At 58.1% G+C, this 20,169-nt stretch carries 19 protein-coding genes; 8 read left to right on the top strand and 11 right to left on the bottom strand.

Annotation, left to right across the window (positions count from 1 at the left end):
* Positions 1 to 7: 7 nt before the first annotated feature.
* The 4 genes from PO778_RS04175 to dusB all read right to left on the bottom strand — a co-directional run bounded on the left by PO778_RS04175 (position 8) and on the right by dusB (position 5,813).
* Positions 8 to 2,218 carry a sensor histidine kinase gene (locus PO778_RS04175; protein ID WP_160729826.1) on the bottom strand — a complete coding sequence of 737 codons (2,211 nt, stop codon included), beginning with the start codon at positions 2,216 to 2,218 and terminating at the stop codon, positions 8 to 10.
* 77 nt (positions 2,219 to 2,295) lie between these two features.
* Positions 2,296 to 3,705 (bottom strand): sigma-54-dependent transcriptional regulator, encoded by a 1,410-nt coding sequence (locus PO778_RS04170; RefSeq protein WP_271438710.1) that lies wholly within the window; start codon positions 3,703 to 3,705, stop codon positions 2,296 to 2,298.
* Positions 3,706 to 3,711: 6 nt separating this feature from the next.
* A complete protein-coding gene (locus PO778_RS04165; protein ID WP_271438709.1) occupies positions 3,712 to 4,794 on the bottom strand; it encodes a two-component system sensor histidine kinase NtrB in 1,083 nt (360 codons plus the stop codon).
* 2 nt (positions 4,795 to 4,796) lie between these two features.
* Positions 4,797 to 5,813: a tRNA dihydrouridine synthase DusB gene (gene dusB / locus PO778_RS04160; RefSeq protein ID WP_160730629.1), complete on the bottom strand. Its 1,017-nt coding sequence runs from the start codon at positions 5,811 to 5,813 to the stop codon at positions 4,797 to 4,799.
* Positions 5,814 to 5,889: 76 nt separating this feature from the next.
* Here dusB and PO778_RS04155 point away from each other — a divergent pair, with 76 nt between their 5' ends.
* From PO778_RS04155 to PO778_RS04145, 3 genes are read left to right on the top strand one after another with little or no spacing between them, the layout of a single operon-like run.
* Positions 5,890 to 7,038: a bifunctional 2-C-methyl-D-erythritol 4-phosphate cytidylyltransferase/2-C-methyl-D-erythritol 2,4-cyclodiphosphate synthase gene (locus tag PO778_RS04155; RefSeq protein WP_271438708.1), complete on the top strand. Its 1,149-nt coding sequence runs from the start codon at positions 5,890 to 5,892 to the stop codon at positions 7,036 to 7,038.
* A 9-nt stretch (positions 7,039 to 7,047) separates the two neighbouring features.
* Entirely contained in the window at positions 7,048 to 7,584 is a 537-nt protein-coding gene (locus PO778_RS04150) for a hypothetical protein (protein WP_271438707.1), read from the top strand.
* Positions 7,581 to 8,081: a CinA family protein gene (locus PO778_RS04145; RefSeq protein ID WP_160729821.1), complete on the top strand. Its 501-nt coding sequence runs from the start codon at positions 7,581 to 7,583 to the stop codon at positions 8,079 to 8,081. The genes PO778_RS04150 and PO778_RS04145 overlap by 4 nt, the downstream gene beginning before the upstream one ends.
* Here the strand turns inward: PO778_RS04145 and PO778_RS04140 are convergent.
* Together PO778_RS04140 and lipA are read right to left on the bottom strand one after the other, a co-directional pair.
* A complete protein-coding gene (locus PO778_RS04140; RefSeq protein WP_271438706.1) occupies positions 8,042 to 8,503 on the bottom strand; it encodes a type II toxin-antitoxin system RatA family toxin in 462 nt (153 codons plus the stop codon). The genes PO778_RS04145 and PO778_RS04140 overlap by 40 nt on opposite strands.
* Positions 8,503 to 9,456, bottom strand: coding sequence for a lipoyl synthase (gene lipA / locus PO778_RS04135; RefSeq protein ID WP_160729819.1), 954 nt, complete (start codon positions 9,454 to 9,456; stop codon positions 8,503 to 8,505). The genes PO778_RS04140 and lipA overlap by 1 nt, the downstream gene beginning before the upstream one ends.
* Positions 9,457 to 9,514: 58 nt before the next feature.
* Between lipA and PO778_RS04130 the strand changes: the two genes are divergently transcribed.
* Both PO778_RS04130 and PO778_RS04125 read left to right on the top strand, forming a co-directional pair.
* Positions 9,515 to 10,168 carry a carbonic anhydrase gene (locus PO778_RS04130; RefSeq protein ID WP_271438705.1) on the top strand — a complete coding sequence of 218 codons (654 nt, stop codon included), beginning with the start codon at positions 9,515 to 9,517 and terminating at the stop codon, positions 10,166 to 10,168.
* 23 nt (positions 10,169 to 10,191) lie between these two features.
* On the top strand, positions 10,192 to 10,902 hold the full coding sequence (locus PO778_RS04125) for an NYN domain-containing protein (protein ID WP_271438704.1): 711 nt from the start codon (positions 10,192 to 10,194) through the stop codon (positions 10,900 to 10,902).
* 61 nt (positions 10,903 to 10,963) lie between these two features.
* Here PO778_RS04125 and PO778_RS04120 read toward each other — a convergent pair whose 3' ends face one another.
* Positions 10,964 to 12,292 carry a hypothetical protein gene (locus tag PO778_RS04120; protein ID WP_160729816.1) on the bottom strand — a complete coding sequence of 443 codons (1,329 nt, stop codon included), beginning with the start codon at positions 12,290 to 12,292 and terminating at the stop codon, positions 10,964 to 10,966.
* A gap of 307 nt (positions 12,293 to 12,599) precedes the next feature.
* Here PO778_RS04120 and gyrA point away from each other — a divergent pair, with 307 nt between their 5' ends.
* Positions 12,600 to 15,386, top strand: coding sequence for a DNA gyrase subunit A (gene gyrA / locus PO778_RS04115; RefSeq protein ID WP_271438703.1), 2,787 nt, complete (start codon positions 12,600 to 12,602; stop codon positions 15,384 to 15,386).
* A complete protein-coding gene (locus PO778_RS04110) occupies positions 15,383 to 16,225 on the top strand; it encodes a TauD/TfdA dioxygenase family protein (protein WP_271438702.1) in 843 nt (280 codons plus the stop codon). The genes gyrA and PO778_RS04110 overlap by 4 nt, the downstream gene beginning before the upstream one ends.
* Here PO778_RS04110 and PO778_RS04105 read toward each other — a convergent pair.
* Positions 16,222 to 16,875, bottom strand: a complete 654-nt coding sequence (locus tag PO778_RS04105; RefSeq protein WP_271438701.1) for a lysoplasmalogenase family protein — start codon at positions 16,873 to 16,875, stop codon at positions 16,222 to 16,224. The genes PO778_RS04110 and PO778_RS04105 overlap by 4 nt on opposite strands.
* A gap of 62 nt (positions 16,876 to 16,937) precedes the next feature.
* Between PO778_RS04105 and trmFO the strand changes: the two genes are divergently transcribed.
* Positions 16,938 to 18,290: a methylenetetrahydrofolate--tRNA-(uracil(54)-C(5))-methyltransferase (FADH(2)-oxidizing) TrmFO gene (gene trmFO, locus PO778_RS04100; RefSeq protein WP_271438700.1), complete on the top strand. Its 1,353-nt coding sequence runs from the start codon at positions 16,938 to 16,940 to the stop codon at positions 18,288 to 18,290.
* A gap of 3 nt (positions 18,291 to 18,293) precedes the next feature.
* Here the strand turns inward: trmFO and PO778_RS04095 are convergent, their stop codons facing one another.
* Genes PO778_RS04095 through PO778_RS04085 form a run of 3 tightly spaced genes read right to left on the bottom strand, consistent with a single transcriptional unit; the run spans position 18,294 to position 20,167 of the window.
* Complete coding sequence (locus PO778_RS04095) at positions 18,294 to 18,761, bottom strand: EF-hand domain-containing protein (protein ID WP_271438699.1); 468 nt, start codon at positions 18,759 to 18,761, stop codon at positions 18,294 to 18,296.
* Positions 18,762 to 18,790: 29 nt separating this feature from the next.
* Positions 18,791 to 19,444, bottom strand: a complete 654-nt coding sequence (locus PO778_RS04090) for a hypothetical protein (protein ID WP_271438698.1) — start codon at positions 19,442 to 19,444, stop codon at positions 18,791 to 18,793.
* A gap of 48 nt (positions 19,445 to 19,492) precedes the next feature.
* On the bottom strand, positions 19,493 to 20,167 hold the full coding sequence (locus PO778_RS04085) for a TadE/TadG family type IV pilus assembly protein (RefSeq protein WP_271438697.1): 675 nt from the start codon (positions 20,165 to 20,167) through the stop codon (positions 19,493 to 19,495).
* Between the last annotated feature and the right edge of the window lie 2 nt (positions 20,168 to 20,169).

Here is a 20,169-nt window from a genome sequence, read left to right as displayed (position 1 = left end):
ATTGTCATCATGCAGCTTCGCCCATTGCGGTCAGCGGGTCGCGAGCAAACCGCAAGGTCACCCGAGTTCCGCCATTTTCGGCAGAGGAAAACGCCATGTCGCCCCCGTGCTCTTCGACAATCTTTTTCACGATTGCGAGCCCAAGCCCGGTCCCCTTGTCACGGGTCGTGACATAGGGTTCGACGATCCGTTCCCGATCCTTGGGTAGGCCGATGCCGTTGTCCTCCACCGCAATCGTTACCTCATCCTCGTCAGCCTGAAGTTCGACAGCGATGCGCCCGCGGAAGTCCGGTTCTGCGTCAACCGCCCTCGCCTCCACCGCCTCGACGGCGTTCTTGAGAACGTTGGTAAGCGCCTGGCCAACCTGATGCCGGTCACAAGCCATGAGAGCCGGACCGTCCAGATCGGTCGTGAAACCGAAATCGACTTGTGGATGCGCCACTTCCTGCAGGAACAGCGCCTGCCGAGCGAGATCGATGGCGTTTTCTGATCGGAACACCGGCTTGGGCAGCCGTGCAAATGAAGAAAATTCATCGACCATCTTGCGCAGATCACCGACCTGCCGGACGATCGTATTGGTCAGGTCATCGAAGAGTTCACCATCGATCTCGATCTGCCGGCGATAGCGCCGCTTCAGGCGTTCTGTCGCGAGCTGAATTGGTGTTAGCGGATTCTTGATCTCGTGCGCAATCCGGCGGGCGACATCGGACCAGGCAGCTTGCCGTTGGTCCAGCAACTGGCGGGTTATATCTTCAAATGTAATTACCTGACCTTCAGGCGCCTCTGCGATTTTGATCGCGAGCGTGAGCAGATCCTTGCCCTTGGTATGATTGACGATGCCATTCTTCAGCTTTGCATCCAGCAGGCCAGCTATTTGCGGTGCAATATCGGCAAGCTGAGCTCCGGCAATATCGGTCTCCGGTCCTTCAAGCAGAAGGTTTTGCGCGGTGCTGTTCATGAGCAGGATCGAACCGTCGTGATCCACTGAAATTATCCCTGCCGAAGCAGACTCCAGCAAAGCTTCGACGAAGGCGCGCCTTTGATCGAGTTGCTCATTCGCCCCAACCAACGCATCGGTTTGCTTTTCAATCTGCGCGGTCATGCGGTTGAACGCCCGGTTGAGGAGTCCGATTTCATCCGCACCGGTGCGGCCATCAACTCTGAGTGAGAAATTGCCTGCACCGACTTTACGGGCTGCAGCAACCAAATCAGTCAGGGGCTCGACCTGACGATCTGCAAAACGCAGCGCAAACCACACCGCCAGACCGACCAAGGCAAGCGAAACGAAAAACAGCGCCAGATTGAACCGCAGCTGCAACGCTCTCGCCCGCGTGGTAAGAACCTGATATGCCTGAGAAATTGCCGTGGCGCTTTCCCATGACTTGAACGACAACGCTTCTGGATTCCGGGCGTTGTAGAGATATATCCCGCTTTCCCGGTCAATTGCAGCAACTGCTTCGATCCTTTGGGAATCGCCTGTCACAATAACCGGCTCACCTTCTTCGATCCGGTTGATCGTGTTCATCGGCAATGCCTGCGGGTCGTTACCGGCACCAAGATTGAGGACCGCCGCTGTGCGCAGTTCGCCGCTGGGCAATTTTTGCAGGATCGCGGATTCGTTCAACTCCCTGCCCTGCGTTTGCAAGCTGTAGAACTCTGCAAATTCAGGATCTGCCAGTGTTCCCCGTTCGAAATAGGCGCGCAAATCGGCTGCCATCGTGATCGTGTTGTTTGCCACCTGCAGCTGGTTCTGCTCGTAATATCCTTGCGCCAGTTCGTTCGCATTGCGCATGAGGCCGCGCGAATTGTCCGAAAACCAGAAGTCGACGCCCGATTGAAAAAGGAAGGCCGCGAATGCCGCGACAAGCAACGTCGGGATCGCAGCAACCAGAGAAAAGAAGAACACCAACCGCACGTGCAACCGCGCCGTGCTACCTGCAGCGCGGCGGATGGCTGTCCGCCGTCCAAACAGCACGAGAAGGCACATGGCCGGAATCAGGGTTCCGATCAGCAAGATCGCAACCTGCCCCGATGGCAGCAATCGTCCGTCAGGAGGCGCGCTCGAAAATGCGAAGTAGGTCGCGCCAATCATCGCCAGCATCGTGACGCCAGCAAGTATTTCCAGGATCAAAAAGATATTGGCGCGGCGGGACGCGACGATAAATCTACGCCACCATCGCGGGCTCTTTCGAGCTATCGTCTGATCGAAACCGGCCATCGTTGCATTCTTACAACGTCACTGTTGCAATTGTGCAAGAAGTTTTTCGCCGAACCGGTTCTCTCCCGCGCCGGGAATCAGGAATTCTGCGCGAATGTTTCAGGATCAATGGAAAGATCGACCAGTCTCTTGCGCAGCGTATTCCGGTTGATCCCGAGAATGCGCGACGCCTTCAGCTGGTTTCCGCCGGTTTCCCGCAGCGCCCACTCGAATAGAGGACGTTCAAATGCAGCCTGCGCGGAATGATAGATCGTTCCGGATGGCGGGTTCTCGCGCGTCAGCCATTTGCGCAAGGCTGGCGCGATGCCTTCATCATCGGTTTCGTTAGCTGGGGCGGTATTCGCACCAACCACTTCGACCACTCCATCGCGGTCGATCACATCGTCGCGGGCCAGCAAAATGAGGCGGTACATCATGTTGCGTAGTTCCCGCACGTTCCCGGGCCACGGCTGCTGCTCAAGCATTTCGAGCGCGCCTGAAGAGATTTGCCGCTGAGGCAGCCCCTCTAGAGTGGCCAGCTTGAGGAAGTGTTTCGCCAACGCTTCGATATCGTCGCGGCGTTCGCGGAGCGGGGGCAATTCCACGGGCACAACGGCCAACCGGTAGAACAGGTCCTCTCGAAAGCGTCCCGACGCGATCATGGGCTTCAGATCACGGTTGGTTGCCGCGACGATACGAACATCGATGTCGATTTCCTGACGTCCGCCGACCCGGCGAATGCGGCCCGATTGCAGTGCGCGCAGGAGGCGCGTCTGCGCCTCGATCGGCATGTCGCCGATTTCATCAAGGAACAACGTGCCGCCATTGGCCTGTTCAAATTTACCGATTGATTGCGCGATTGCGCCGGTAAACGCGCCCTTCTCGTGCCCGAACAGCTCGCTTTCGATCAGATCAGCCGGAATTGCGGCTGCGTTTACTGCGACAAACGGCCCGCTCTTGCGGTGCCCAAGTTGGTGAATAGCCTCGGCGACCAATTCCTTGCCGGTGCCGGATTCGCCAAGGATCAGGACTGTCAGATCGTTGCGCAGAACGCGCGTTATCATCCGGTAAACGCCCTGCATGGCTTGGCTTCGGCCGACCAGCGGCAGCCCATCACCGGCCTCGCTGATGTCAGGCATCTGATCACTGCGCGATCCGGCCGCCTGGATGACGGCGCGGACCAGTTCGTCCAGATCGAACGGCTTCGGAAAATACTCGAACGCCCCGGTGTCGGTTGCGCGAACCGCAGTGTCCAAGGTGTTCTGCGCCGACAGGATGATGACCGGCATTTCAGGGTATCGTTCGCGAACAGGTGCCAGCGTTTCGATCCCGTCGCCATCCTCCAGCATGACATCGGTCAGCATGACGGCGAATGACTGGCTGGCTAGCTTTGCGTCCCTGCATTCGATGCTGGTGCAATGGGTAACCGCGAAGCCTTCCTCGTCCAGCGCGGCAGTGACCACGGTTGCGATTGAAGTATCGTCTTCAACGAGCAAAATTTCTTTCATGATTTCCTAGTCCGCCCGGGCCAAGTGGATACGAAACAGTGTCAGCCCGCGCGCTTCATCCCGCCGGTAACTGATCCTGCCGCCCATATCGGCGACCAGTTTCTTGACCAGCGCCAACCCCAACCCCTGACCATTCTTTTTGGATGTCACGAAAGGTTCGAAAATATGATCGCCCAAATCAGGGTCTAGACCCGGACCGTTGTCATAAATTGTCACCTCGATCGGGAGACGCACCGAACGGCCAAGGCGCATGACGTTGGCAGCAAGGCCGCTTACGAAGCGCGTACGAACCATGACTTCCGGGCTTTCGGCGCCTTCACAGGCATCGACCGCGTTCGACAGCAGATTGATCAGAACCTGTTCCAATGCGTCCTTGTTGGCGGAAACATCGGGCAATGACGGATCGAATTCCTCGACCAGTTCGGCGCGGTCCTTTGCCGCTGCCCGCACCGTCGCCATGGCGCTGCGGATCGACTGATGCAGGTTGACCGGTGCCAGTGGTTCCTGCTTGCTACTGCCGAGTTCCTGCATCCGGTCGATCAGCCGCGCTATGCGGTCGACCTCGTCAGCGATCATGTTGGTGAGGCGCTTGTCCCCCTCATCAAGCTTGCGCGCGATCAACTGCCCTGCCCCGCGAATAGCAGCGAGAGGGTTTTTGATTTCGTGCGCGAGAATGGCGGGCGCTGCGAGCGATGCGCTGGCTTCGTCACTGCGGCTCATGTCGTCTTGCCCGGCATCAGACAGGGTGCAAACCCGCCATCCGGGATGACTGGGCAGCGGTGAAACTGTGAGGTTGATCAACCGCGTCTTGTCGCCAATGCTGACCGGCAGACCGCGTGCAACCAGCTGCGCATCTTCATGGCTCAACCTTTGCGCAATCCTGTCATCGGCAAATTGCAGAATGTCACGAACCTGCTGGCCGATTAGCCGTTTTGCGCTGCGGCCAAGCAGATCTTCGGCGGCATGGTTAGCCTCAACGATGACAAGGTCGGGATCGATCAGCAGGAGAGCAAAAACAAAGCCGGAGATCTGGGTCCTGGCATCCGGGATGCCCCCGGCATCACCGCTGGACTGCAAGCTGCCCGCCATTTTCAGGCGGCACGGCGATGCATGAACGGCGTGTAGAAACGCTCCAGTTCGCCGAGCACCTGCTCCGGATCGTCAATGAAATTGACGTGATTGCGGAACTCGGCAGAGCCGTGCATTCCCTTGGTGTACCAACCGAGATGCTTGCGCGCGACCTTGGTGCCAACCTCACGCCCGTAATGCTCCAGCATACCGTTGTAGTGTTCGACCAGAACTTCGTATTGTTCGTCAAAACTGGGGCTGGCGATCGTTTCGCCGGTCTGCCACCAATGCATGACCTGACCGAGCAGCCACGGTTTGCCGTATGCACCCCGTCCGATCATCAATCCATCAGCACCCGATTGCTCAAGCGCTTTGGCACTGTCTTCGACGCCGCAGATATCGCCGTTGACGATCACCGGGATGGACACTGCGTCCTTCACCTTGCGGATAAAGCTCCAATCGGCAGAGCCTTTGTACATCTGGTTTCGGGTCCGTCCGTGGACGGTAATCATCTTTACGCCCAAATCTTCGGCAATCTTTGCCAGCTCGGGCGCGTTCAGGCTGTCATGATCCCAGCCCATCCGCATCTTGACGGTCACCGGCACGTCGACCGCTTTGACTGTGGCTTCCATCAGTTTTGTGGCGAGCGGCACCTCACGCATCAAGGCAGACCCCGCCAAGCCGTTGGTGACCTTGCGCACCGGACACCCGAAATTGATGTCGATGATTTCTGCGCCGCGATCGGCATTCAGCTTGGCAGCTTCACCCATGCTGACAGGATCACAGCCCACCAGCTGCATAGAAACCGGTTCTTCCGTCGGGTCCCACGCCGCCTTCTGGATCGACTGACGGGTTTCACGGATGGCCGCCTGGCTCGCGATCATTTCGGTCACGTTGAGGCCAGAACCATAGCGCCGCACCAGGGTACGAAACGGCAGATCGGTAACACCCGTCATCGGCGCAAGCACGACCGGACAATCGATTGTCACGCTGCCAATCTGAATGGGCTTCATTGCCGGCGGGGTCGGGATATCTGTCATTGTCGTCATGTGCCTAAAATTTGGGCAGCGCATAGTGCATTGCAGCATTGCACGCAAGCAGCTAGCGCCCGGTGCCATGGCGAAGGCAAATTCATTTCCTCCCTTTGCGGCCATTGTCGTTGCCGCCGGCAAGGGTATCCGCGCCGGGCAGCCGGTCCCCAAGCAATTTGCAAACTGGCGCGGGAAACCCGTGGTGCGCCACTCGGTCGAAGCGCTTGCCGCAGCTGGCGCCGATCCCATCATTCTGGTCATTCCGGAAAACGGAGAGGAATTGGCGCAGCAGGCTATTGGTGAGGTGGCGGCCGCCCGGTTCGTTGTCGGCGGCAAAACAAGACAGGAATCGGTCCGACGCGGGTTGGAGGCACTGGCCCAGCAGCCGCCGGAACGGGTCATCGTTCACGATGCTGCCCGGCCCGAAATTCGCCCGGCTGTGCTGCACAGGCTGTTCACGGCTCTTGTGGAGCACAAGGGCGCTGCCCCTGTTTTGCCTGTGGTGGACAGTCTTTCCATCGATAAAGACGGCTTGATGGCGGGATCGGCCGACCGTGATACCCTTCGCCGCGTGCAAACACCGCAGGCATTCCGCTTTGCCGACATTCTGTCCGCCCACCGCAGCTGGCCCGGCGCGCCCACTGCCGGCGACGACGCGCAGGTGCTCAAGGCGGCCGGGCACGATGTCGCCCATGTTGAAGGTGACGAGGCCCTCAAAAAGCTTACTTTTGCAGAGGATTTCATGTCTGAAACACCGATTTATCGAACCGGGATGGGTTATGATGTCCACCGTCTGGTCGCTGGCGAAGAGCTCTGGCTCGGCGGCATCAGGATAGAGCACAGTCATGGCCTGTCCGGACATAGCGATGCAGACGTCGCGCTGCATGCAATCGTCGATGCGATGCTTGGCGCGGTTGCCGCAGGCGACATCGGCCAGCACTTCCCGCCCTCCGATGATCGCTGGAAAGGTGCTTCGTCCGATCAGTTCCTTCAGCACGCGGCCGATCTTGTGGCAGAGGCGGGTTATCAGGTGGGCAACATTGATCTGACCATCATTTGCGAGGCACCGAAAATAGGGCCGCACCGCGACGCAATGAGATCGCGCATTGCCGGGCTGCTCGGCATTGACTCGCAATTCGTTAGCGTGAAAGCCACTACCACAGAACGACTTGGATACACCGGCCGACAGGAAGGCATCGCTGCCCAGGCCGTCGCAACCGTGATCAGGATTTAGGAAAGTACAATGACTTATCGCAAGTTGAAAGCATCAGGGGCGCTGTGCGCCGTGCTCTGCCTTGCTCAGCCGCAGATTGCCATGGCGCAAGACTGTGTCGAGCAAGCGGATGTTGTCGATGCGACGATCTATTCGATGCCGATCCTGTACGATGCCTATACCTCCAAATGCGCGGGCGAATTCGCCGATACAGGTTTCATCGCGAACCGAGGCCAGTCATTCATCGCGCCGTATTCAGCGCAGCAGGATGAGCGCTGGGCGGGTGCCGCCAGATTGTTGGGACAATTCGCTTCTTCCGGCAGCGGGAGCAGTTCCAGTGCAGATATCTTCACGGCGTTGCCGGAGGAGGCCATGCGCCCCTTCGTGGACGGCATAATCTCGCTGAAAATTGCTGAAGAAATCAAATTGAAAGATTGCGGCAAGATCGAGCGTACGGTCGAATTGCTCTCGCCTCTCCCGCCAGAGAATGTTGGCGGTTTCCTTGCCCTGCTGGTCGATTTTGCAGGTGTAAAGGACCCTGAAATTTGTCCGTACGAAGCCAAATGACCGCAGGTCTTCTGCCATCTGATATTGACGCACTTGCAAAGCGAGTGGTCGAAGAAAATGCTGCCATAGGCCGCACGATCGCCTTGGCCGAAAGCTGTACCGGCGGATTGGTCGCGGCGGCGCTCACCGAAATACCGGGTTCTTCGGCAGTCCTGGACCGCGGCTTTGTAACCTATTCCAACGATGCAAAGATGCAGAGCCTGGACGTGGCAAGCGACATCATCGAAACCTTCGGTGCAGTCTCGATTGCCTGCGTTTGGGCGATGGCCCAAGGCGCGCTCAAGAACAGCAATGCCGATGTTGCAATTGCGATTAGCGGCGTGGCCGGACCTGGCGGCGGCACTGATCTTAAGCCGGTGGGAACGGTCGTTTTCGCACGCGCGCAGCGTGACGAAAATGGCGAGCCGGAAGGTGAACTGAAAAGCTTCGGCGATGTTGGCCGCGCTGAGGTTCGCCGTCAGGCGACGCTTTGTGCGCTGGAGTTGCTGCTGCCGTAAAGCTGGGCGGCCCTCGCTTCGAACGCTGCCATCATCTTGCGAAATGCACGGTCGAAATACTGACCTGCCATTGCTTCGAAAACGCGGTTCTTGAAGGTGAACTCAACGCAAAAATCGACTTCGCAACCTCCGTCATCCCGCGGCGTGAACTGCCAGGAATTATCCAGATCCCTCAGCGGGCCGTCGACATAATGGACCGTGATCGAGAGCGGCCGATGTTTCATGACCTTTGATGTGAACTTCTCGCGGATCGATTTGAAACCGACGACCATGTCCGCGATCATCTCGCTTTCGGAATCTGACCTCACCCGGGTTGCCACGACCCACGGCAGAAATTCAGGATATCGGGCGACATCGGCCACCAGATCGAACATCTGTTCTGCGCTATAGGGCAGTATCCGTTTTTCTCGGATACCGGGCATCAGTTGCCCTGCTTGGCAGCTTGTTTCGCGAGCTTCGCTTCCCGCGCAGCTTTCATTTCCGCGAAATCATCGCCTGCGTGATAGCTGGAACGCGTTAGCGGTGACGAAGCAACCTGCAAAAATCCCTTGGCCCGCGCGATTGCGCCGAATGCGTCGAACGCTTTGGGGGTGACAAAATCCTCCACCTTCGCGTGTTTCGGTGTCGGTTGGAGATACTGGCCCATCGTCATGAAATCGATATCGGCGCTACGCATGTCGTCCATGACCTGGTGCACCTCCAACCGCTGCTCACCGAGGCCCAGCATGATACCGGACTTGGTAAAGATCATCGGGTCATGGCTTTTGACCTCTTCGAGGAGGCGAAGCGACGCATAGTACCGTGCACCTGGCCTGATGGTCGGGTAAAGACGCGGCACGGTTTCCAGATTGTGATTATACACGTCTGGCCCTGCTTCGCAGATTGCCTCGACCGCCGCGCGCATCTTGCCGCGGAAATCAGGGGTCAGGATTTCGATTGTGGTATCTGGCGTCTCGCGGCGCAGCGCCTTGATCACTTTTACAAACTGCCCTGCCCCGCCATCGGGAAGATCGTCGCGGTCAACCGAAGTGATAACAATATGCTCGAGGCCCATCTTCCCCGCTGCGATTGCCGTATTCTCCGGCTCCATCGGGTCGACGATGCGCGGCATACCGGTTTTGACATTGCAAAATGCGCAGGCCCGCGTGCAGACATCGCCCAGAATCATCACGGTTGCGTGTTTTTTCGTCCAGCATTCGCCAATGTTGGGACAGGCGGCCTCTTCACAAACCGTATTGAGGTTCAATTCTCGCATCAGCTTGCGCGTCTCGTGATAGCCCTTGCTGACGGGCGCTTTCACGCGAATCCAGTCGGGCTTGCGCTGGCGAGGTGCGCGTTCTTCGGGTGATGCGGGTGCTGCCGATAGATCGTTCATGTGGGCCATTTAGTGTCGGGACTTGCCAGAGGCAATGGCGCAGGCCATTTGCTATGCCATGACACATATACATGAGACAGCTTTGGACGGCCTTCTAGAGGGCTATCGCCGATTTCGTGACAATGACTGGGTTTCCGAGCGTGAACGCTGGAGCGCTCTGAAAGACGGGCAAGCACCAAAGACCATGGTCATCGCCTGCTCTGATTCCCGCGTCGACCCGGCGCAGATTTTCGATGTGGACCCGGGCCAGATATTCGTGGTGCGAAATGTGGCCGCGATGGTGCCTCCCTTCGAAACGACGCCCGGTTTGCATGGGGTATCTGCTGCGCTCGAATTTGCGGTACAATTCCTGAAAGTTTCAGAAGTAATGGTGATGGGCCACGGGATGTGCGGCGGCTGCCAAGCTGCCCTCACCCAGGACCTGCATGGCAATGAGCCGGGACAGGGCGGATTTGTCGCTGACTGGATCGGCCTGCTGGACGAGGTACGTGACCCGATCGCTGAGAGCATGGGTACCACTGGCCGCGATGCTGAAAAGGCCATGGAACTTGCGGCCGTAAAAGCCAGCCTCAAAAATCTCCGCACCTTCCCATGCGTGCAGCAGAAGGAAGAACGCGGCTCGCTAACGCTGCGGGGGGCATATTTCGCGATTTCCGATGGTGTGCTGCACCTGCTTGATGAAGCCACTGGCGATTTTGTACCTGCTTCCTGAGTTTCGCCGGACGGAGCACACAAATGTCTGACGCACACAATCTGAATATCGCGCTCCTGATTGACGCCGACAATGCGAGCCCTGCTGGTATTGATCCCGTCCTGACCGTCCTTGCCGAACTGGGGCAAGTCAACATCCGGCGGGCTTACGGCAATTGGCGAAAGACCTCGCTCAAGGGCTGGATCGACCGGATGCACCGATATGGCATCGAACCTTCGCAGCAATTCGACCTGACGAAGGGCAAGAACGCGACAGACATGAAGATGACCATCGATGCGATGGACATGCTCTATCGTGGCCGCGTGCAAGGTTTCGGGATTATGAGCTCGGACAGCGATTTCATGCCTCTGGCCATGCGTATCCGGCAGGACGGGTATCCGGTTTATGGGTTTGGCGGTGCAAAAACACCGGAAGCCTTCCGCGAGGCATGCACACGTTTTATCGACGTGAACGCGCTGATAAAGGCAGAGAAGGAAGAGAAAGCAGAGCCTGCAAAATCAGGCCCTCTTGATGACGACCTGCTTCACCTGCTTTTCGATGCTTACAACGCCAGCAAGCGGGATGAGCAAGGCTATGCAAAGCTGTCAGAAGTCGGCCAGCGCGCTGGCAACAGGTCCAGTTTCGACACCCGCAATTATGGCTATTCGCGGCTGATTGACCTGATTGAATCGATTGCCAATTTTGCGGTCGAACGCCGCGAAAACGGTCAGATTTACGTCAAGCGGCTGCGGTAAAAGGCTCAAAAAAGGGCGCGGAAGTTAATCCGCGCCCTTCTTCAATTGGTTTTAGCTGTGATTAGCTGCTGGCTTCTGGAGCCGCATCCAGTGCTGGCTCTGCTTCCATCTGCGTATCCGCATAGGTCGACCACAGGCGCGCAACGTAAGCGCGCGCTCCCGTCACCTTGGCGAAGGTTTCCTTAGCTTCAGCGAACTTGCCCTGAGCGACCTGCGCCATACCCATACGGGTCATCACGCGGTTGCTGTCGAGACCCGGCAGCGTTGCTGCGATCGCGTAAATCTCTTCAGCCTTGGCTGGTTCGCCGTACGAATAAAGCAAATCCGCAGCCACGTTCACGGCAACCGGCTTTGCACCCGGCTTCTTTGCGTCCCGCTCGTAGGCAGGCAATTCGGCCCGATCGGCGGAGAGGCGCGATTCCGAAGCGCTCTTCGCTTCAGCTACGAACGGGTCCGAGGTCTTCAGCACGCCTTTCGATACCGCTTCGTTCAGGATGCGCGAAACTTCGCCCGGAAGGCGGATCGCGTCGGCAGCCTGGATATAGTCAGAATAGTCACGGTCGCTGGAAAGGGCTCCTTTGGCCGCAGCCAGTCGGAGCAGATCCAGAGTGATGTCATCGGACATATCGAGGGTATTGCGCTGGACAGCGAAAGCGTTGGCCCAGTTCTTGTCACTCGGGTAATATTCGATGGCCTGCATCGAAAGCGCGATGGCGTCTTCGACCAGATCATTATTGTAGGCGACCGAGAAACCGACGTCGATCCAGATTTCCGTAGGCACCTTTCCAGCGGCCGCCGCCTTGTCGATATTCTGACGAAGATATTTCACGCCTTCAGCATACTGGTCATTGTCAAAGTACGTGCTGGCAACAACCGAAACGAGATCCCCGGTGTAACCGGCATCAATTGCCTGAGCGAAGCGCGCCCGCGCCGCGTCGTAGTCACCAGCCTGGCGGGCAAACTCACCTGAATTTACCAGGTACTGCGGCAGTTCCGTAGCCGCAACCTTGCCACTTTCAATCATCATGTCGAAACCACGACGCTGCATAGCGACATCATCATTTTCGCGCCCAACATTGAACAGGACGCTGCCTGCGAGACGCTTGTCATCGTCGGTTTCAATCTGTTCAAGCATGCCCGGCACAGCAGCCTTGGCTGCCACGGGGTCGGCATTTTCACCGGTCAGCAACTCGTTGACAGTCTGATAAACCTTCACGAAATTCTTGCTGTAGTTCGCCTTTGGTGCGGATTCTTTCTTTTTCTTCTTCGCGGCATGGGCCGGCGCTTCGAATGCGACGAGACCAAGTGCGGTGCCACTGGCGAGCGCAATGGCCAGCGCCAGGCTGGAACCGGTGCGGCGCGAGGGTTTTGTGCGTGCGATTGCAAACATTAGGGGTGTCTCCCATTGATAAATTCGAAAAAGCCATCTTGGGGAAAATCCAATCTGGCGGAAACTACGTCTCACATACGGCGCAATGCCGTTTCATGCCGCGTATTGCAACAATTGGTAGCTGAAGCGTGCTGAATGGACATTGAACGCCCCTTAAAGCAGCCATTACCCTGATGATCCTAGGCAAGTGTGGAAAACCCTCGAATACGGGGCTTCGCAGGGCATAGTTTAGTGGCGGATCAGCGCGCATTCCCCTAGGCTCTCGAGGTTAGATCTTCTGGCTTCATTGACCTGGAAAAGAGATACCTTGAGCGACGATACAGACACCATCACCCCGCCCGCTTCACCGCAAGAATATTCGCGGATCGACATCGTCGATGAAATGAAGACGAGCTACCTCGATTACGCGATGAGCGTGATTGTCAGCCGCGCACTCCCTGACGTTCGCGATGGACTGAAGCCTGTGCACCGGCGCATCCTGTTCGCCAGTAACGAAGGCGGCTTTGTTGCTGGCCGCCCCTATCGTAAATCGGCAAAAATCGTCGGCGACGTGATGGGTAACTATCACCCGCATGGCGACAGCGCGATTTACGACGCACTGGCCCGCATGACGCAGGATTGGTCGCTGCGTGTCCCCCTCATCGACGGTCAGGGCAATTTCGGTTCAATGGACCCCGATCCGCCTGCATCGATGCGTTATACCGAGGCCCGCCTGGCGAAGGTGGCCAATTCGCTCCTCGATGATCTCGACAAGGATACTGTCGATTTCGCGGAAAACTACGATGGTTCCCGCGAAGAGCCGACAGTTCTTCCTGCCCGTTTCCCGAACCTGCTGGTCAACGGTGCCGGCGGTATCGCGGTTGGTATGGCGACCAATGTCCCGCCGCATAATCTTGGCGAAGTAATCGATGGATGCCTCGCCTTCATCGAAAACCCTGGGATCACCTCGGAAGAACTTTTCGAAATCATTCCCGGCCCGGATTTCCCCACGGCTCCGCTGATCCTGGGCCAGTCGGGCGCGCGTTCCGCATACACGACCGGACGCGGCTCGATCCTCATGCGCTGCCGTCACGAGATAGAGACCAGGCGCGGCGACCGCGAAAGCATCATTCTTACGTCGATTCCGTATCAGGTGGGCAAGTCCAATCTGGTCGAGAAACTGGCCGAGGCAGCGAAAGAGAAGCGCATTGAGGGCGTTTCCGACATTCGTGACGAATCGAGCCGGATGGGTGTTCGCGTGGTCATCGACCTGAAACGCGACGCGACTGCCGAAGTGGTTCTCAACCAGATCTGGCGGCACACCCCTGCCCAGTCTTCATTCCCGGCAAACATGCTCGCCATCCGCGGCGGGCGTCCGGAAGTGATGAAGCTGCGCGACATCATTCAGGCGTTCATTCAGTTCCGCGAAGAGGTCATCACCCGCCGCACCAAATTCGAACTGAACAAAGCGCGTGATCGCGCTCACATCTTGCTTGGCTTGGTGGTCGCGGTGTCCAACCTGGACGAAGTCGTTGCCATGATCCGCAGCGCACCAAATCCGGCAGAAGCACGTGCAAAGTTGCGGGCCAAGGAATGGCCGATCGGTGACATTGCCCAGTACATCAAATTGGTCGAGGCAATCGAACCGGATTCCGATCAGGCAGGCGGAACTTATCGCCTTTCCGAACGGCAGGTTAAGGCGATCCTTGAACTACGCCTTCACCGCCTGACCGCGCTTGGCCGAGACGAGATCGGTGACGAGCTGAAAGAACTCGCGATCTCGATCGAAGAATACCTCTCCATTCTTGGCGACCGGGTTAAGCTATACGGCGTCTTGCGCGCCGAACTTGTCGAAATCCGCGAAAGCTACGCCACGCCGCGCATCACCGAAATTGCGCCCGCGTGGGACGGCCTCGAAGATGAAGACCTGATCGAACGCGACGAAATGGTCGTGACAGTCACACTCGACGGTTACATCAAGCGCACACCGCTCTCGACGTTCCGCGCCCAGAACCGGGGCGGCAAAGGCCGCGCCGGGATGGCAACGAAAGACGAGGATGCGGTCAGCGAAATGTTCGTGACCAGCACCCACAATCCGGTGCTTTTCTTCTCCACGGCGGGCAAGGTTTACCGCTTGAAAGTCTGGAAACTGCCAGAAGGCGGACCAACCACTCGCGGCCGCCCGATCGTCAACCTCCTCCCTTCACTCGGGGATGGCGAAACAATCCAGACAGTCCTGCCGCTGCCCGAGGATGAAGACAGTTGGGGCGCGCTCAACGTTGTGTTCGCGACATCGAAAGGCAACGTGCGACGCAATTCAATGGACGCATTTGCCAACATCCCGTCGAACGGAAAGTTCGCGATGCGATTTGACGACGAAAGCGAAGATCACCTGATCGGTGTTGCTTTGCTCGAGGCTGGCGATGATGTCCTGCTCGCCTCCAGACAAGGCAAGGCAATCCGCTTTGGCGGCGAAGATATTCGCGAATTCCAGAGCCGGACCTCTACCGGTGTCCGCGGTATGCGCCTTAAAGACGATGACAGCGTGGTCTCGCTGTCCATCCTCCACGGCGGTTCGGCGACACCTGACGAGCGCGATGCCTATCTCAAGGTAGCACCATGGAAAGCCGACGATGACGCTCCTGAACTGTCCGCCGAACATGCCGAAATGGCAGAGGCTGAGCAGTTCGTGCTGACGGTCTGCGCCAATGGCTACGGCAAGATTTCCTCTGCTTACGAATACCGGAAGGCCGGGCGCGGTGGCCAGGGGATCACCAATATCGACAATATCAAGCGGAACGGCCCTGTGGTCGCCAGCTTCACGGCGACCAAGTCCGACCAGCTCATGCTAGTCACCGATCAGGCGAAACTGATCCGCATCGGCCTCGACACTCTGCGTGTTATTGGCCGGGCCAGTGCCGGCGTCAGGCTATTCAATGTTGACGATAAAGAAAAAATCGTCAGTGTTGCAAAACTGGATGAAGAAGAAGCACCCGAGAATGAAGCGGAGGATGCAGTGGTAGAAGAAATGGTCGGCCGCGATAGCGAACAAACCGTGCCGCATACTACCGCGCATAGCGACGACAACATTCCTGGGGAGCCTGACGCAAGTTGATTAAAGTCGACCCCTCGGGCGCCACATGCGGCGCATCGGTAACAGGGGTCGACCTTTCACATCCAGTTGAGCCGTTGGTGTTGGCGGAAATTCGCGCTGCATGGCTCGCACACAAGGTCTTGGCCTTTCCCGAGCAGAACCTCGATGATGATGCGCTTGAGCGCTTCACGCTGGAGATGGGAGGGTTTGGCGATGACCCGTTCTTCGAACCGATTCCTGGCCGCACCAACATCGCGGCAATTCTTCGGGAGAAGGACGAGAAGTCGCCGCTATTTGCAGAAAATTGGCACAGCGACTGGAGTTTCCTTGCTGTTCCACCGTCCGGAACCTGCCTTTCGGCAATCGACATCCCGCCAGTCGGTGGCGACACGCTGTTCGTGAACCAGACGGCTGCATTTGCCGCCCTTCCGGATGATCGAAAGAACTACCTACGTACTCTGACGGCGATCCACAGTGCCCGCGGCGCATATTCGCCTGATGGCTTTTACGGGAAGAACGACAAAGGCCGAAGCATGGCGATCCGGCCAGATGAAAGCGCGATGGCCACACAGACCCATCCACTGATCATCAATCATCCCGAGACCGGCGAGGAAGGTTTCTTCAGCTGTGCAGGATACATTGTCGGCATTGAGGGTATGTCCGATGCAGATGCGTTTGCCCTGCTGACGGAATTGCTCGAGTGGCAATCACGTGATGACTTTGTCTATCGCCATAAATGGCAGAGCGGCATGCTGATCATGTGGGACAACCGCTGCGTTCTGCACAAGGCGACAGGCGGCTATGAAGGCCACCGCAGAGAGTTACACCGCACGACCATCGCTGCCCCGCCCGCCGCTTAATTCTCCGCGTCGAGTTCTTTCCTGAGCGTTTGCACCACACCGGTCGCAATTAGAAACTGGCCAGCGTAGTAAAGCGGCCAGATCAATAGCGCGTAGATCGCGGCACCGGACGGGTAACCGATCCTCGCAAAAATCAGCCAGTCCGACACGACGAACAAGAGCGCGCCCAAGCCGACGCGGTAACGGGAAAAACGGCTCATCCACGCAGTTGCAGCCATGCCGCCAAGCGCAAGCCCGTAATAGGTGATGCCCAGGTCGCGTGACAGCAACCAGCAGACCAGCGGCGTCAGGAGCAAAAGTGCGGCAGCTGCGGTTTTTTGCGATGATGTCGGATGTTCACGCCGATTGCCGAGATAAAGCGTCATCGCGGCGAGATGGGAGAGGAAAAACGCACCCCCACCATATTCCAGACTGTATTCGATCAACACATCGCCCAGCGCCGACAGCGCCATGACAAGCGACAGGATCTTGGCATCACGTACCCTGCATCTTTGCCACGCATAAACAGCGAGCAATGCGGCGCCGGCCCCTTTCAGGCTGACCAGCAAGCCATCGCTCAGCGGCTCCGATCGGAGGAAGTAATATGCGACCGCCGCGAGCACGCTCGCAGCTAGCCAGGGTCTGTGTTCAACAAGTGCCCGTTTCGGCATAAAATCCTCCGGCGGCATTTGTGGACTTGATGAAGTGGCCAAGCAAGCACTAGGTGCGCGCAATGACCCATGATGTACACATAATTGGCGGCGGCCTAGCCGGGAGCGAAGCTGCCTGGCAGTTGGCGCAGCGCGGCGCGAAGGTTCGCATCTCAGAAATGCGCGGCGGCGGGGATATGACACCGGCCCACCAGACTGACGGGCTGGCCGAGCTTGTATGCTCGAACAGCTTTCGCTCTGACGATGATGAGCGCAATGCGGTGGGCCTGCTGCATCATGAATTGCGCCGCCTCGACTCCATAATCATGGCCGCCGGTGAAGATGCCCGCGTGCCTGCAGGATCGGCGATGGCAGTCGACCGCGACGCATTCTCAGCCAATGTCGAACGTATCTTGATGGAGCATCCGAACGTCACCGTAGTTCGGGAACGTGTCGACGCATTGCCTGAAAGCGGGCTGACCATCGTCGCCACCGGGCCGCTTACCGCTGCCTCGCTCGCGGAGAGCATCGTAGCTGCCACCGGTCAGGACCGGCTGGCTTTCTTCGATGCGATCGCGCCAATCGTGCACCGTGAAAGCATCGACATGGATATTTGCTGGTTCCAGTCGCGCTGGGACAAAGGCGATGGCAAGGACTACATCAACTGTCCGATGACCAAGGACCAATATCTCGCATTCCATCAGGGTTTGCTGGACGGGGACAAGACCGAATTCAAGGAGTGGGAATCCAACACGCCATACTTTGAAGGCTGTATGCCAATCGAAGTGATGGCATCACGCGGCGTAGACACGCTCCGGTTTGGCCCAATGAAACCCGTCGGGCTGGATAATCCCAGAGACACCACACCGGAATTTCCCCAAGGGCGCTGGCCCCATGCGGTGGTTCAGTTGCGGCAGGACAACAAGCTGGGCACCTTGTGGAATATGGTCGGTTTTCAGACCAAGCTCAAACACGGCGCCCAGGTGGAGCTTTTCCGGACCATCCCGGGGCTGGAGAACGCTGAATTTGCGCGATTGGGGGGATTGCACCGCAACACCTTCCTCAATTCGCCGCTGGTGCTTGATCGCCAGATGCGCCTCAAATCCGCGCCGCACATCCGCTTTGCTGGCCAGATCACCGGCTGCGAAGGGTATGTGGAAAGCGCAACCGTCGGATTGCTCACCGGCCTGATGGCCGCGGCAGACCTTGCGGATCGTCCGTGGGAAGCGCCACCGGCCACTAGCGCGATGGGCGCCCTTCTATCGCACATCACGGGCGATGCCGAAGCGGAAACGTATCAGCCGATGAACGTCAATTTCGGTCTCTTTCCGCCGCTGCACGACGTGAAAAAGAAGCAGCGCAAGGAAGCCTATACCAACCGGGCAAAGGACGATTTCGGCCAATGGCTCAGCCGGATGGAATTGGCACCAGCGTAGCTGTCAACAACGGCAAGCTGGCTTCTTGCGTTTCGGTTTCGGCCGAGTCGTAGCGAATTCTTCAGCAGTCAGTTCCCGGTCGCCATTCGCGTCGGCACCATCGAACCGGGTGGCTGTTGCCACTGCCCATTCTTCAAAAGTCAGCAGGTTATTGCCGTCTTTGTCCAGTTTACGGAAAGCATCCGAGCGGGTGGAAAGCATTTCGTTGCGCGAAATCTTGAGGTCGCGGTTGCGGTCGTAACGGAAGAACCGGCGCTGCTCGCGAGAAAGCTCGGTCGCTTCCGGCGGGGTTGGTCCCTGCATGTCGCCAACATCGGCATTCGGCAATGTGTCGGTATCGTCAGCATCGACCTGTCCGACTGGCTCAGGCGGCGGCGCCGATTCTTCTACCTGCGCCCTGCCCTGCCACCAGAAAAGCCCAAGACTGACCAGTAGTAACGCGCCGAGCCCGCCAAGTAACATCCTGTTCATCGCCACCCCTTTCAGGCGGCAACTCTATACTAGCGACCGAACAATCCAAGTCTTGTAATCAAAAGGATTTCACTACGTCCGCGAATAAGCTCGGAACCGCCCTGTGCCAGTGAACGGATAGCCAACCGGTCGAGGATCGCAATCGAACGCAAGGCAAAGGGCATTCGGGAGGGCGCGCGTCCTGCCCCCTCCGCCTGTTCAAGTACGAAGGCCCGTTCATCCCCGTCGCTCACCCGTGCCGCAAGGTCAGCAAGAGCCCACCGCTGGCCGGCGCTATATGCTTTCGATGCGTGATCTTGATTGCCGGAGAGACGGGCGACGGCCGCAAAGCATGCCGCACGGCCGGTCGCAAAGTCATTGGCGGCGTTGGTGGGCAATGGCGGTTCTGCCAGTAGAGCTTCCCATCCGTCTGCGAGACACTGCAAGGCGACTTCCTCGCCCGCCCAGTGCGCGGTAAGCTGCGCCAGAACCGGATCGCCGGCTGGCCGATCTTCCGCTTTCTTGCCCAGTTGGTCCCGCCACCATGCGATCCGCATCTGAGCCAGCATCGGTTCCTTCGCCTGGCTGACAAATTGCGAAAGGCGGCGATCCAGTTCGAAGAAAGGAGCCAACACTTGCCTTACCCGAGTACCGGCATGTGCCAGCGCGAGCGATTGAGACAGGGGAAGTTGATCCGAATTCATGGCGCGCTCTGTTCACCAAAGCGCGGCATTACTCAATGCCGAAGTGGCTTAGTCGCAAGCGGAATCGCTGTTTCCACCGGTCAGGCCAGGGGTCAAATTGCGGTCGTCGCGGATCAGATACGCGGCTTCCTTGCGCAAGGTCTTGTCGCCCGAACCGAACGGGTTTTCAAACAGGGCCGAATATTCGTATTCGATCTCGACAAACATCACCGCTTGCCCGGAGCGGGCGCGTATTTCACTTGAAGTGTCCCCCATGCCGGTAATCGGAGTGCCTGACAGGCCGTTCTTGTCGGTGTCGTTTCCGTAATCGGAATCGACGTCGAGATCGCCTTGGCAGCGCTGCCAGGCAATGAACTGGCGGCCAGTGAAGTCATCATATTCGAGGCTGGACAAAATCACCCGGCCACTTGCCTCAAGTCCGATGGATTGCCCGTCGCGCAGCGCCCCGGCCAGAACTGCATCGACATTGTCTTCCGTAATGGTTGGCGTCACACCACTGTTGTCGGTTTGCCCGAGACGCGAAGCGTTATCGGCAAGCGAAAGCGCGATCTGGCTGACTGTCATATTGATGGTCGCCATACGGGCGATTTCGGTACCGAACAGGCCGAGTGTGAGTAGCACCGGCAATACCAGTGCAAACTCGACAATCGAAACGCCGCTTTTTTCCGCGCCGAGCCGTTTGAAAAGCCTCGCGGCACGCTGCGGTGCCTTAATGAGTGACAAGC

Origin of the sequence: Pontixanthobacter luteolus, from assembly GCF_947494915.1 — a bacterium.
GTDB classification, from domain to species: domain Bacteria; phylum Pseudomonadota; class Alphaproteobacteria; order Sphingomonadales; family Sphingomonadaceae; genus Pontixanthobacter; species Pontixanthobacter luteolus.
This window is presented reverse-complemented; position numbering and strand designations above follow the sequence as displayed.